Here is a 13,156-nt window from a genome sequence, read left to right as displayed (position 1 = left end):
CCGTGTAACCCCCACTCGTGTGGTCACATTTGGCAGTCGATCCGTAAAAGGACGCCTCGTGGACCTGTTCGAACATCAGGCGAAGGAACTCTTCGCCGAGTACGGGGTACCGGTGCCCACCGGCAAGGTCGCCCATACTCCCCAGGAAGCCCGGGCCATCGCGGCGGAGCTGTTCGCCGCGGGAAGCTCGAAGGTCGTCGTCAAGGCCCAGGTGAAGACCGGGGGCCGCGGCAAGGCCGGCGGCGTGAAGCTGGCCGACTCAGCCGACGAGGCCCAGGAGCTCGCCACCCAGATCCTCGGCATGGACATCAAGGGCCACACGGTCCACAAGGTCCTGGTCGAGGAGGGCAGCGCGATCGCGCAGGAGTACTACTTCTCGTTCCTGCTCGACCGCGCCAACCGTACCTTCCTCTCCATCTGCTCCGTCGAGGGCGGCGTGGAGATCGAGGAGGTGCCGCACGACCGGTTGGCGCTGGTGCCGATCTCCCCGCTGCACGGCGTGGACCGGGCCAAGGCCCGCGAGATCGCCGAGCAGGGCCGCCTCCCGCAGGAGGCCCTGGAGGGCGCCGCCGAGCTCATCGAGCGGCTGTGGGCCGTGTTCACCGACGAGGACGCCTCCCTCGTCGAGGTGAACCCGATGATCCTCACCGCCGACGGCCAGGTGAAGGCCCTCGACGGCAAGGTGTCCCTGGACGAGAACGCCGCGTTCCGCCAGGAGCACGAGAAGCTTGAGGACAAGGCCGCGGCCGACCCGCTGGAGGCCGCCGCCAAGGCCAAGGACCTCAACTACGTCAAGCTGGACGGCAGCGTCGGCATCATCGGCAACGGCGCGGGCCTGGTCATGTCCACGCTGGACGTGGTCGCCTACGCCGGCGAGCAGTTCGGGGGGCAGAAGCCGGCGAACTTCCTCGACATCGGCGGCGGCGCGTCCGCCGAGGTGATGGCGAACGGGCTGGAGATCGTCCTGTCCGACACCGAGGTGAAGTCCGTCTTCGTCAACGTCTTCGGCGGCATCACCGCCTGCGACGCCGTCGCCAACGGCATCGTCTCGGCCTACAAGCTGCTGGCCGACCGCGGCGAGGCCGTGAACCGCCCGCTCGTCGTCCGGCTGGACGGCAACAACGCCGAGCTCGGGCGCACGATCCTCAACGACGCGGGGCTGCCCGGCGTCCAGCAGGTCGACACCATGGACGAAGCGGCCGGGCGCGCCGCCGAACTCGCAGCGGCAGGTGCATGACAATGGCCATCTGGCTCACCGAGAACAGCAAGATCATCGTCCAGGGCATCACCGGCTCCGAGGGCACCAAGCACGGCCGCCGGATGCTCGCGTCCGGCGCCCAGGTCGTCGGCGGCGTCAACGCCCGCAAGGCCGGCCAGACCGTCGAGTTCGACGGCACCACGCTCCCGGTGTTCGGCACCGTCAAGGAGGCCATGGCCCAGACCGGCGCGGACGTCTCCGTCGTGTTCGTCCCGCCGAAGTTCACCAAGGACGCGGTCGTCGAGGCGATCGACGCCGAGATCCCGCTCTGCGTCGTCATCACCGAGGGCATCCCGGTGCACGACACCGCCTACTTCTGGGCGTACGCCGAGTCCAAGGGCGGCAAGACCCGCATCATCGGGCCGAACTGCCCCGGCATCGCGTCCCCCGGCAAGTCGAACGCGGGCATCATCCCGGCCGACATCACCACGCCCGGCCGCATCGGGCTCGTGTCCAAGTCGGGCACGCTGACCTACCAGATGATGTACGAGCTGCGCGACATCGGCTTCTCCACCTGCGTCGGCATCGGCGGCGACCCCGTCATCGGCACGACCCACATCGATGCCCTCCAGGCGTTCCAGGACGACCCGGACACCGACGCCATCGTCATGATCGGTGAGATCGGGGGCGACGCCGAGGAGCGCGCCGCCGCCTACATCGAGCAGCACGTGACCAAGCCGGTCGTCGGCTACGTCGCCGGGTTCACCGCCCCCGAGGGCAAGACCATGGGCCACGCCGGCGCCATCGTGTCCGGGTCCGCCGGCACCGCGCAGGCGAAGAAGGAGGCCCTGGAGAAGGTCGGCGTGCGGGTCGGCAAGACCCCGAGCGAGACCGCCATCCTCATGCGGGAGATCATGAAGAACCGCTGATCCACCCGGATCACCGAAAGACGCCCGGGCCGCCCCGGCGGCCCGGGCGTCTTTCATTCCCGCCCGGACGGCCGGCGTACAAGGGCGACACGCCGGGCGGGCGGGGCGTCCTGGAGCCGGCGTGGTGCCAGCATGGACCGGGTGAGCGACAAGACCCCCGGGCAGCGTGCGAGGCGCGAGCCGGCGAAGGCCGGACCGCCGAAGAGCGGAGCGGGACGGGCCGCCGGGCCGCCGCGCGCGGACGCCGGGCGCGGACGTCCCGCGGCCGCCGCCGCGTCCAGGCCGCTGTACGTGACAGGGCTCGTGGCAGCGCTGTGGTGCATCGGCATCGGGCTCGCCGTGCTCACCACCATCACCCTGATCGGATGGATCGCGGCCCCCAGGAGCGCGTTCGGCCACGGCATGGCCGGCGTGTTCCGCACTGCCGTGAACTTCTGGCTCGTCTCCCACCACGCGGGCTTCTCCTACGGGCACGGACGGTTCGGGCTGCTGCCGCTGGGCGTGCTCGTCCTGCCCGGGGTGCTGCTGTACCGGGGAGGCGGCTGGATGATCCGGGTGGCCGGGCTGCCGCACCGGCAGCGGATCGCGGTCGTCCATGTGGCGGTCGCGCTGGCCGCGCCGTACGCGGGGCTGGCCGGGCTGCTCGCGCTCGCGGCGTCGTCCGCGGAGGTCCGGCCGTCGGCGTGGCAGGCGCTCGTCGGGTGCTTCCTCGTCGCCGTCATCGCCGGCGGGCTGGGCGCGGCACGCGCGGTCGTGGCGGCGGAGGCGCGGGGACGGCGGGTCCGGTCCGGGCTGGGAGCGCTGCTGCGGCTGCTGCCCGAACGGCCGCGGTCCCTGGTGATCGGCGTGGCCGGGTCGCTGAGCGTGCTGCTCGCGTCGGGCGCGCTGCTCGTGGCCGGGTCCCTCGCCATGCACATGCCGGACGCCGACGACCTCTACGGCATGCTCGCCCCCGGCATCGTCGGCGGCGTCCTGCTGCTGCTGGTCGAACTGGCGTTCCTGCCCAACGCGGCGATCTGGGGGATGGCGTACGCGGTCGGGCCGGGGTTCTCGGTCGGCGCCGGGACGAGCGTCTCCCCGACCGGGGTGTTCCTGGACGCGGTCCCCGCGTTCCCGCCGCTCGCCGCCCTGCCCCAGCCGGGCCCGGCGCCCGCGATCTCACTGCTCGCGCTGGCGGCCCCGTTCGTCGCGGGCGCGGTGGGCGGCGTCCTCACGATCCGGTCGCTGCCGAGCCCGGTGTCGGAGGGCGCGCCGCTGTGGGGTTTCGTGTCCGGCGCGCTGACCGGGGCGGTCGCCGCGCTGCTGAGCGCGCTGGCCGGCGGGCCGCTCGGCGACGGGCGGATGGCGACCGTGGGCCCGTCCGCCTGGCAGGTCGGGCTGCTGGCCGCCCTCGAAGTGGGGATCTCGGCGGCGATCGCGGCGTGGGTGGCGAACTGGATGGTGCTGCGCCGTCCGGCGGGTGAGACGCCGAAGAAGCGGAAGTCCGGGAAGTCCGCCGCGAAGAAGCCGGCGGCGAAGCCGAAGAAGCCCGTGCGCGCGGTGCCGGAGCCGGCCGTTCCGCTGTCGGCGCCCGTTCCCGGCGACTACGACCTCCGCCCGGAGAAGGCGGCCGAGCCGGCGCCGAAGGCTCCGCACGCGCCCGATCCGCTGGAGTTCGAGGAGGCCGAGCCCGTGCTCGCGCCCCGGCGCCCCCGCCGCCGGTCCGACCCGGTGCCCGCCCCTCCGGAGGAACGCCCCGAACCGCCGCCGGGCGACGGCACGGTCGTCGTGGAGGGCCATCTCGTGGACGAACAGGCCGACGAGCCCGAGCCCGAGCCCGGGCGTCCCGTCCCGCCTCCGCGCGAGGATCCGGAACGCACCGAGAACCGGGGCGGCGCGATCTACGTCCTGCGCGAGGAGCCCGACCAGGAGGACTAGGGCGGGACTGCTAGAGCAGGTCGCCGTACTTGTCCATGCTGCCGGCGGGCAGGTCGAGCTTCTTCTCGATCTTCGGGTAGTACTCCTCGCGGCATGCCGCCTTGTCGGTGGCCGTGTTGGACGCGCTGACGCAGCTCTGGTAGCCGCTCAGCTCCGCCCACAGGAACACCGTGAGCGACACCGACAGCAGCGAGAACACCAGCCCGATCGCGCCCAGCACGATGCCGGGGACGGCGCCGGGAGCGGCGTCCCGGGCCCGCCGCGCGTTCCGGCGGGCCCTGATGCCGACGACGAGCGCGGCGATGCCGAGCACGAGCCCGAGCGGGTAGAAGAAGAACGCGGTCAGCAGCGCGATGCCGCCGAGCCACAGGGCCCGCCAGCCGGTGCGTTGACCCTGCCCCGGTCGCGCGGGCGGCTCTCCCGCCGGCCGCCCGTCCGGGCGGTCTTCGGGCTGGGCCGGACGGCCCTGCTGCTCGCTCACGTTCTCTTCCTCCTGGCCCGTCTGATGGGTGGCTGGGGTTCAAGCGGCACCGAGCAGGCCCGATAGGCTTCGTGGTGTCCCAGCAACGTCCACCGGGGAGTCATGGTGTCCGCCCGGCTCGTCGTCCTCGTCTCCGGCGCGGGGACCAACCTACAAGCGCTGCTCGACGCGTGCGCGGATCCAGCCTACGGGGCGAAAGTCGTGGCCGTGGGGGCGGACCGCCCCGATATCGGGGGAACCGAGCGCGCGGAACGTGTGGGTTTGCCCACTTTTACGGTCCGAATTCCTGATTTTTCATCCCGGGACGACTGGGACGCGGCGCTGACCGACGCCGTCGCGAAGCACGAGCCCGACCTCGTCGTCTCCGCCGGCTTCATGAAGATCCTCGGCCCCCGGTTCCTGGCGAGGTTCGGCGGCCGGACGGTCAACACCCATCCGGCGCTGCTCCCGTCGTTCCCCGGCGCCCACGCCGTACGGGACGCCCTGGCGTACGGCGTGAAGGTCACGGGCTGTACGGTTCACTTCGTCGACGAAGGCGTGGACACCGGACCCGTCATCGCCCAGGAGACCGTCCCCGTGGGCTGGCATGACGACGAAGACTCCCTGCACGAGCGGATCAAGCGGGTGGAGCGCCGGCTCCTCGTCGACGTCGTCGGACGGCTGGCCCGCGACGGCTGGACCGCGCGCGGCAGGCGGGTCTCGATGAAGTGCAGGACCTGTGGTGATTCGTCCGATCAAGAGGGGAGCTCGGCCGGTGAGTCGGGTGGCGATTAAGCGCGCATTGATCAGCGTGTACGACAAGTCCGGGCTGGAAGAGCTGGCCCGGGGCCTGCACGAGGCGGGCGTGGAGCTCGTCTCGACCGGATCGACGGCGGCGCGGATCTCCGCCGCCGGCGTCCCGGTGATGAAGGTGGAGAAGCTCACCGGCTTCCCCGAGTGCCTGGACGGGCGGGTCAAGACCCTGCATCCCCGGGTGCACGCGGGCCTGCTCGCCGACCGCCGCAAGGACGACCACCTCCAGCAGCTGGAGGACCTCGGCGTCGAGCCGTTCGACCTGGTGGTCGCCAACCTCTACCCGTTCGCCGACACCGTCGACTCGGGCGCGGGGCCGGACGAGTGCGTCGAGCAGATCGACATCGGCGGCCCCACGATGGTCCGCGCCGCCGCGAAGAACCACGCGAGCGTCTCCGTCGTCGTGGACCCGTCCGCCTACGCGACGGTCCTGGACGCCGTGCGGGCGGGCGGTTTCACCCTCGACGAGCGCCGCCGCCTCGCCGCGCGGGCGTTCGCGCACACCGCGTCCTACGACGTGGCCGTGGCCTCGTGGTTCGCGAGCGCCTACGCCCCCGACGAGACCGCGGCCGAGACGCAGTGGCCCGACTTCCTCGGCGCCACCTGGGAACGCTCGAACACCCTCCGGTACGGCGAGAACCCGCACCAGCGCGCCGCCCTGTACCGCTCGCCGGGCGAGAAGGGCCTCGCCGGGGCCGAGCAGCTGTACGGCAAGGAGATGTCGTACAACAACTACGTCGACACCGACGCCGCGCGCCGCGCCGCCTACGACTTCACCGAGCCGTGCGTCGCGATCATCAAGCACGCCAACCCGTGCGGGATCGCGGTCGCCGCGGACATCGCCGAGGCGCACCGCAAGGCGCACGCCTGCGACCCGGTGTCGGCCTACGGCGGCGTCATCGCGGCGAACCGCCCGGTCACCGCCGCCCTGGCCCGGCAGGTCACCGAGAGCTTCGCCGAGGTGCTGGTCGCACCGTCGTTCGAGGACGAGGCCGTCACCGTCCTCAAGGACCGGTTCAAGAACATCCGGCTGCTTGTCTGCCCGGACGCCCCGGCGGGCGCGGCCGAGTACCGGCGCATCGACGGCGGCGTCCTGCTCCAGGGCGTCGACCGCGTGGACGCGTCCGGCGACGACCCGGCCACGTGGGAACTGAAGACCGGTTCGGCGGCGGACGAGGCCACCCTCCGCGACCTGGCGTTCGCGTGGCGGGCGATCCGCTCGGTGAAGTCCAACGCGATCCTGCTGGCGGCCGACGGTGCCACCGTCGGTGTCGGCATGGGCCAGGTCAACCGGGTCGACTCCGCCAAGCTCGCGGTGGCGCGGGCCGGCGAGGAGCGGGCCTCCTCCGCCGTGGGCGCGTCCGACGCGTTCTTCCCGTTCCCGGACGGCCTGGAGGTGCTGACCCGGGCGGGGGTCCGCGCGATCGTCGAGCCCGGCGGCTCCGTCAACGACGACAAGGTGATCGCCGCCGCGGAGAAGGCCGGCATCACCCTCTACTTCACGGGCGTGCGGCACTTTTTTCATTGAGTTCTTCTCCTCCTTCGGGCCTTGAGGGCCCTCCGTCGTCGAAAAACTCGATGCGATCGCTGCATCGCTCCGGCTCGCCTGGCGGCTCGCTGCGCGATCAGTTTTGTGCTCCGCTCGAAACTGCCTTCGGACGCGATCGCGGTGATCGAGGTTCCTGCGTGGTTGCGGTGGTGGCTGGGGCCGCCGCATGGGACGGACCTGTCTTGTGCGGAAGGTAGCCTCGGGCTGCCGCGCCCCATGCCCCTCCGTTGACCCCGGCGCCGGCGAACCCTCATGGAGGCCCGATGGACGTGCTGATGTCCTTCATGCTCGGCGTCGTGTACCAGGCCGACTCCCTGCTCATGGAGTCCCGGCAGGTGATCGGGCTGGTCGCCGCGTTCCTGGCCGCGATGCTGGCCGCGCAGCTCGGCTGGCACGGCACCGACCGTGTGATCGCCTGGCGGCAGCGCTCCGAGGACTGACGGACCTAGCGCAGCCTCGCCCGGAGGGCCTCGGCGGCGGCCGGCCAGTCGTCGTCCGTCATCCCGTAGGTCGCGGTGTCGCGGATCGACCCGTCCGCCCGGACCCGGTGCTTGCGGTGGACGCCCTCGAACGACGCGCCGAGCCGCTCGATCGCCGCACGCGACCGCTCGTTCCGGACGTGCGTGTGCCAGCCCACCCGGATCGCGCCGAGATCGTCGAACGCGCGTCCCATCAGCAGCAGCTTCGCCTCGGTGTTGATCCCCGTCCGGTGCCAGCGCGCCCCGATCCAGGTGTGGCCGATGCACACGCCCCGGTCGGACGGTGAGATCTCGTAGTAGGACGTTGTTCCCGCCACCTCGCCGGTCGCCGCGTCGATCTGGACCCACGGGAGTCGCAGGCCGCGCTCGCAGTCCGCCAGGGCCTTGTCCACGGCCGCCGCCATCTCCGCGACGGTCGCGGGCTGCCGCGCGCTCATCCACGTCCAGACGCCCGGGTCCTTGGACGCCTCGAACAGGCCCCCGGCATGGCCGGCGGACAGCGGCTCCAGCCGCACATACCGCCCGGTCAGGACGGGCCGCTCGAACCAGTCATCGCTCATGCGGATCACGCTAGGAGCCCCGGGGTGGCATCCGGCAGAGCCACTTGACGCCGATTTCCACATGCCACTTGGCCGTCGCCCCGCCGGTTAGCATGGGTGCCTACGCGACTGGCGCGGTCAAGGTGGATCACCACCGGGGAGCGAACGACAGTCCGGACACCGCGCGCCTGGGTGGACGGGACCCATCGCCGGCCGGGCCCGGGCCCGGCCCGGTCCCTGGCGAGATCCACGCGGAGGAACGTATGACGGCACAGATTCTGGACGGCAAGGCCACGGCCGCCGAGATCCGCTCGAACCTCAAGGTACGCGTCGAGGCGCTCCGCGACCGCGGCGTCTCCGTGGGGCTCGGCACGGTCCTGGTCGGCGACGACCCGGGCAGCCACTCCTACGTGAACATGAAGCACCGCGACTGCGCCGAGGTCGGCATCGAGAGCATCCGCCGCGACCTGCCCGCCACCGCCACCCAGGACGACGTCGAACGCGCCGTCGCCGAACTGAACGCCGACCCGGCCTGCACCGGCTACATCGTCCAGCTGCCGCTGCCGAAGGGACTGGACGAGCAGCGCGTGCTGGAGCGCATCGACCCGGCCAAGGACGCCGACGGCCTGCACCCCACGAACCTCGGACGCCTCGTCCTGATGCAGCAGGGCCCGCTGCCCTGCACGCCCAAGGGCATCATCGAGCTGCTCCGCCGCTTCGACGTCCCGATCAAGGGCGCCGAGGTCACCGTCGTCGGCCGCGGCATCACCGTCGGACGCTCCCTCGGCCTGCTCCTGACGCGCCGCACCGAGAACGCGACCGTGACCCTCTGCCATACCGCCACCCGCGACCTGGCAGCCCACACCCGTAGCGCCGACATCGTCGTGGCGGCCGCCGGCGTGCCCGGCCTGATCACCGCCGGCATGGTCAAGCCCGGCGCCGCCGTCCTGGACGTGGGCGTCTCCCGGGTGGACGGCAAGCTTGCCGGCGATGTCGCCGCCGACGTCCGCGACGTCGCCGGATGGGTCGCGCCCAACCCCGGGGGCGTCGGCCCGATGACCCGCGCGATGCTCCTCGCGAACGTCGTCGAGGCCGCCGAGAAGAACGCCTGACCCGCACACGAACGGGGCCGCCACCAGCACCGAGGTGGCGGCCCCGCCTCACGTTGCCCTGGGCCGCGCCGTCACATACGCGACCCGCGGGGGTTCAGCGATCGCCCTCGGGTTTGCGCTGCCGGGGAGGGCGACCGCAGGTCCTCACATCAGCTGGCCCTCCGTCCCGCCGTGCTGTGCGCCGGCCGCCCCGGGCCGTGCGCGTGCCCGGGCTGGCCCGGCCTGCGCGTCTCGGCCGTGTTCCGCACCCCGGAGACCCGCCCGTCCATCGGCGGACGGCCCTGCTGGGGCACGTGCACCGGCGGCAGCGGCCGGACGAGGCCCATGGCGATGACCTCGTTGGCGAGCCGCGTACGCCGGTTGGCGCCCTCGGGGATCCGGAACTTCTGGTAGAGGCGCAGCAGATGCTGCTTGACGGCCGCCTCCGTGACGACCAGCTCGCCGGCGATGTCGCGTGCCGTGGCGGGGGCCACGAACGCCTCGTCCGACAGGGCGGGACGGCACAGCGAGGTCAGCACGTCGACCTCGCGGCGGGTGAGCTCGGGCGCGACGGCGCGCCGCAGTTCGACGTCCGGGTCGACCTCCTCACGGGGGATGCCCCCCAACCGGCAGCGCGCCGTGCCGAAGCTCACGACGTCACCGTCCTCCAGGACACGGCGGGCGATCGGCCGGCCGTTGACGCGCGTCCCGTTGCGGGACAGGCCCATGTCCACCACGTAGACGTACGGACCGCGCCGGACGATCTCTGCGTGCAACCGGGACACACTCGGGTCGTCGAGGCGGATGTCCACCCCTCTCCCTCTCCCGACCGTCGTAACGTCGGGGCGCAGCGGCATCACCAGCCCGCTGTCCTCGATCCGCATGAACGGCCCCTCCACGGCAGTCCTCCCAGCTAGTTAGCGACCCCTGTCTGCCGGGTTACCCGGGCGCCATGCCGTCACACCCTCCTACTGGCGAGTAGGTCCGCTGCCGCAAGGGATTCCGGCCTCTCGGGGGGCACCCGGGCCCCACTCGTCCCACCTTGGTTCCCAGCTCCGGGCGGCGAGCCGGACCGTTCCATCCCGCGTTCCGGCGGACGATGTCGTCCCGCGCCGCGATTGCCTATACCGTGAGGACCATGAGCACCCAGGTGCACCGGCGCAGGCGCAAGGCGCCGCGCCGCACGGGCGCCGCGCCGCACTGGCTCGCGCAGCTGCCGTACCTCCTCGTGCTCAGCGGCGTCGGCGCCGGGCTCACGCTGTGCGCCTTCAACTACTTCCGCAAAGGCTCCGGCTTGATGGCCGCCGCGCTCCTCATCGGCGCGCTCGCCCGGCTGCTGCTGCCCGAGTCCCAGCTCGGGCCGCTCGCCGTCCGGAGCCGGTCCGTCGACTGCTGGACGCTCGTGATCCTCGGCGAGATGGTCGCGTTCGTGTCGCTGAGCGTCCCGCCGGTGAACAAGACCGGGCTCGTCCTCGCCGGCGCGTTCGGCGTGGTGATCGCGCTCACGATGCTGGTGCGCGGTGTGAGACTTCTCATCGCCGGACGCGCTTCGGTGCCGGGGGGCGGTCCGCCGGACTAGCGCGTCGTCGCAGCTGGAGGCGGATCCGGCGGGTCGCGGGCCGAGGGCAGGTCTAGACCTCATGACCGCCTCGGCTAGCCTAGCCAGTTGAGCCTTACAAGGACTGCTGGCCAGGTGTAGGAAAGGGACAGCAACAGCATGCCCAAGATCAAAGTAGCGGGCCCGGTCGTCGAACTCGACGGCGACGAAATGACGCGGATCATCTGGAAATTCATCAAGGACCAGCTGATCCTGCCCTACCTCGATGTTGACCTGAAGTACTACGACCTGGGAATCGAGCACCGTGACGCCACGGACGACCAGGTCACCGTCGACGCCGCCAACGCCATCAAGCAGTACGGCGTCGGCGTCAAGTGCGCGACCATCACCCCCGACGAGGCGCGCGTCGAGGAGTTCGGCCTGAAGAAGATGTGGCGGTCCCCGAACGGGACGATCCGCAACATCCTGGGCGGCGTCATCTTCCGCGAGCCGATCGTTGCGTCCAACATCCCCCGCCTGGTCCCCGGCTGGACGAAGCCGATCATCATCGGCCGCCACGCGCACGGCGACCAGTACAAGGCCACCGACTTCGTCGTGCCGGGCCCGGGCAAGGTGACGATCACCTACACGCCCGAGAACGGCGACGAGCCGATGGAGTTCGAGATCGCGGACTTCTCCGGCGGCGGCGTCGCCATGGGCATGTACAACTACGACGACTCGATCCGCGACTTCGCCCGGACGAGCATGCGGTACGCGCTGAGCCGCGAGATGCCGCTGTACATGTCGACCAAGAACACGATCCTCAAGGCCTACGACGGCCGGTTCAAGGACCTCTTCCAGGAGATCTACGAGTCCGAGTTCAAGGCCGACTTCGAGTCCAAGGGCCTCACCTACGAGCACCGCCTCATCGACGACATGGTCGCCGCGGCGCTCAAGTGGGAGGGCGGGTTCGTCTGGGCCGCCAAGAACTACGACGGCGACGTCCAGTCCGACACCCTCGCGCAGGGCTTCGGCTCGCTCGGCCTCATGACGTCCGTCCTCATGACCCCGGACGGCAAGACCGTCGAGGCCGAGGCCGCGCACGGCACGGTGACCCGGCACTACCGGCAGCACCAGCAGGGCAAGCCGACGTCGACCAACCCCATCGCGTCGATCTTCGCCTGGACGCGCGGCCTCGACCACCGAGGCAAGCTCGACGGCAACAAGGAGCTCATCGGTTTCGCCCGCGCGCTCGAAGAGGTCTGCGTCAAGACGGTCGAGGGCGGCCAGATGACCAAGGACCTGGCTCTGCTCGTCGGCCGCGAGACGCCCTGGCTGACCACGCAGGAATTCCTGGAGGCGCTCGACACCAACCTCCAGAAGAAGATCAACGGCTGACCCGCGCCGCACTTGGAGGGCCGTCCCGGATGTCGTCCGGGGCGGCCTTCCGCGTTCGCGGGGGCGGGCGCCATGCCGGGCGGTGCACCTGGGGGGTGGCGGGGAGGGGGCGCGCGATAGCCTGAACTCCGGAACTATCTCGACGGCGAGAGAACCCGCGCGGGCGGACTCTCCGGCGGTCGGGTTCGAAGGATGGCCGCCTGAGCCCCGTCAGGTCACAGCAGAAGAAGGACGCATGACTCGCACCCCAGTCACCGTTACCGTTACCGGCGCGGCGGGCCAGATCGGCTACGCGCTGCTGTTCCGCATCGCGTCCGGGCACCTCCTCGGCGCGGACGTGCCCGTACGCCTGCGGCTGCTGGAGATTCCGCAGGCGGTGAAGGCCGCCGAGGGCACCGCGATGGAACTGGACGACTGCGCGTTCCCGCTGCTGTCCGGCATCGACATCCTCGACGACGCGACGAAGGCGTTCGAGGGGACGAACGTGGCGCTGCTCGTCGGCGCCCGCCCGCGCACGAAGGGCATGGAGCGCGGCGACCTGCTGGAGGCCAACGGCGGCATCTTCAAGCCGCAGGGCGAGGCGATCAACGCCGGCGCGGCCGACGACGTCAAGGTCCTCGTCGTCGGGAACCCGGCGAACACGAACGCGCTGATCGCGCAGTCGCACGCGCCGGACGTCCCGGCCGACCGCTTCACCGCGATGACGCGCCTCGACCACAACCGCGCGCTCGCGCAGCTGTCGAAGAAGGCGGCCGTCTCGGTCGCCGACCTCAGGAAGCTGACGATCTGGGGCAACCACTCCGCCACCCAGTACCCGGACATCTTCCACGCCGAGATCGCCGGCAAGAACGCCGCCGAGACGGTGAACGACCAGACCTGGCTGGAGAACGACTTCATCCCGACCGTCGCCAAGCGCGGTGCCGCGATCATCGAGGCCCGGGGCGCGTCCTCGGCGGCGAGCGCCGCCTCGGCCGCGATCGACCACGTGCACACGTGGGTGAACGGCACCGCCGACGGCGACTGGACGTCCATGGCGGTCGTCTCGGACGGCTCCTACGGCGTCCCCGAGGGCCTGATCTCGTCCTTCCCGGTCACCACGAAGGACGGTAAGTGGGAGATCGTCCAGGGCCTGGACATCAACGACTTCTCCCGTGCCCGCATCGACGCTTCGGTGAACGAACTGTCCGAGGAGCGCGAGGCGGTCCGCAAGCTCGGCCTCATCTGAGCCACCGGTGGACGGGCCCCG

General features: G+C 71.5%; 13 protein-coding genes and 1 riboswitch. Of the genes, 10 read left to right on the top strand and 3 right to left on the bottom strand.

The window, feature by feature from the left end; translation table 11 throughout:
* Positions 1-58: 58 nt before the first annotated feature.
* The 3 genes from sucC (at position 59) to ACQPXG_RS41330 (ending at position 4,044) form a co-directional block, all read left to right on the top strand.
* Complete coding sequence (gene sucC / locus ACQPXG_RS41340; protein WP_433464598.1) at positions 59-1,237, top strand: ADP-forming succinate--CoA ligase subunit beta; 1,179 nt, start codon at positions 59-61, stop codon at positions 1,235-1,237.
* Positions 1,238-1,239: 2 nt separating this feature from the next.
* On the top strand, positions 1,240-2,127 hold the full coding sequence (sucD, locus tag ACQPXG_RS41335) for a succinate--CoA ligase subunit alpha (RefSeq protein ID WP_433464597.1): 888 nt from the start codon (positions 1,240-1,242) through the stop codon (positions 2,125-2,127).
* Between the two features lie 141 nt (positions 2,128-2,268).
* Positions 2,269-4,044: a cell division protein PerM gene (locus ACQPXG_RS41330; protein ID WP_433464596.1), complete on the top strand. Its 1,776-nt coding sequence runs from the start codon at positions 2,269-2,271 to the stop codon at positions 4,042-4,044.
* A gap of 10 nt (positions 4,045-4,054) precedes the next feature.
* On the opposite strand, the gene ACQPXG_RS41325 is transcribed toward ACQPXG_RS41330, so the two are convergent.
* Positions 4,055-4,525: a hypothetical protein gene (locus ACQPXG_RS41325; protein ID WP_433464595.1), complete on the bottom strand. Its 471-nt coding sequence runs from the start codon at positions 4,523-4,525 to the stop codon at positions 4,055-4,057.
* Between the two features lie 102 nt (positions 4,526-4,627).
* Here ACQPXG_RS41325 and purN point away from each other — a divergent pair, with 102 nt between their 5' ends.
* The 3 genes from purN (at position 4,628) to ACQPXG_RS41310 (ending at position 7,306) form a co-directional block, all read left to right on the top strand.
* Positions 4,628-5,299 carry a phosphoribosylglycinamide formyltransferase gene (purN, locus tag ACQPXG_RS41320; RefSeq protein WP_433464594.1) on the top strand — a complete coding sequence of 224 codons (672 nt, stop codon included), beginning with the start codon at positions 4,628-4,630 and terminating at the stop codon, positions 5,297-5,299.
* Positions 5,280-6,845: a bifunctional phosphoribosylaminoimidazolecarboxamide formyltransferase/IMP cyclohydrolase gene (gene purH, locus ACQPXG_RS41315; protein ID WP_433464593.1), complete on the top strand. Its 1,566-nt coding sequence runs from the start codon at positions 5,280-5,282 to the stop codon at positions 6,843-6,845. Before purN ends, purH begins: the two co-directional genes overlap by 20 nt.
* A gap of 284 nt (positions 6,846-7,129) precedes the next feature.
* The gene (locus ACQPXG_RS41310; RefSeq protein ID WP_433464592.1) at positions 7,130-7,306 is read left to right on the top strand and encodes a hypothetical protein; all 177 of its coding nucleotides are present in this window, start codon (positions 7,130-7,132) and stop codon (positions 7,304-7,306) included.
* Between the two features lie 5 nt (positions 7,307-7,311).
* On the opposite strand, the gene ACQPXG_RS41305 is transcribed toward ACQPXG_RS41310, so the two are convergent.
* Positions 7,312-7,905: a GNAT family N-acetyltransferase gene (locus tag ACQPXG_RS41305; RefSeq protein WP_433464591.1), complete on the bottom strand. Its 594-nt coding sequence runs from the start codon at positions 7,903-7,905 to the stop codon at positions 7,312-7,314.
* 94 nt (positions 7,906-7,999) lie between these two features.
* Positions 8,000-8,085, top strand: a riboswitch (ZMP/ZTP riboswitch).
* Between the two features lie 62 nt (positions 8,086-8,147).
* Here ACQPXG_RS41305 and ACQPXG_RS41300 point away from each other — a divergent pair.
* Positions 8,148-8,996 (top strand): bifunctional methylenetetrahydrofolate dehydrogenase/methenyltetrahydrofolate cyclohydrolase, encoded by an 849-nt coding sequence (locus ACQPXG_RS41300; RefSeq protein ID WP_433464590.1) that lies wholly within the window; start codon positions 8,148-8,150, stop codon positions 8,994-8,996.
* A 149-nt stretch (positions 8,997-9,145) separates the two neighbouring features.
* Here ACQPXG_RS41300 and ACQPXG_RS41295 read toward each other — a convergent pair whose 3' ends face one another.
* Positions 9,146-9,874 (bottom strand): FHA domain-containing protein, encoded by a 729-nt coding sequence (locus ACQPXG_RS41295; protein ID WP_433464589.1) that lies wholly within the window; start codon positions 9,872-9,874, stop codon positions 9,146-9,148.
* Positions 9,875-10,113: 239 nt separating this feature from the next.
* Between ACQPXG_RS41295 and ACQPXG_RS41290 the strand changes: the two genes are divergently transcribed.
* The 3 genes from ACQPXG_RS41290 to ACQPXG_RS41280 all read left to right on the top strand — a co-directional run bounded on the left by ACQPXG_RS41290 (position 10,114) and on the right by ACQPXG_RS41280 (position 13,135).
* Positions 10,114-10,554, top strand: a complete 441-nt coding sequence (locus tag ACQPXG_RS41290; RefSeq protein WP_433464588.1) for a DUF3017 domain-containing protein — start codon at positions 10,114-10,116, stop codon at positions 10,552-10,554.
* Positions 10,555-10,692: 138 nt separating this feature from the next.
* Positions 10,693-11,910, top strand: coding sequence for an NADP-dependent isocitrate dehydrogenase (locus tag ACQPXG_RS41285; RefSeq protein ID WP_433464587.1), 1,218 nt, complete (start codon positions 10,693-10,695; stop codon positions 11,908-11,910).
* Positions 11,911-12,145: 235 nt separating this feature from the next.
* Positions 12,146-13,135: a malate dehydrogenase gene (locus ACQPXG_RS41280; protein WP_433464586.1), complete on the top strand. Its 990-nt coding sequence runs from the start codon at positions 12,146-12,148 to the stop codon at positions 13,133-13,135.
* Positions 13,136-13,156: the final 21 nt, after the last annotated feature.

The sequence above is a fragment of the Spirillospora sp. CA-128828 genome, assembly GCF_050945415.1.
In the GTDB taxonomy this organism is placed as follows: domain Bacteria; phylum Actinomycetota; class Actinomycetes; order Streptosporangiales; family Streptosporangiaceae; genus Spirillospora.
This window is presented reverse-complemented; position numbering and strand designations above follow the sequence as displayed.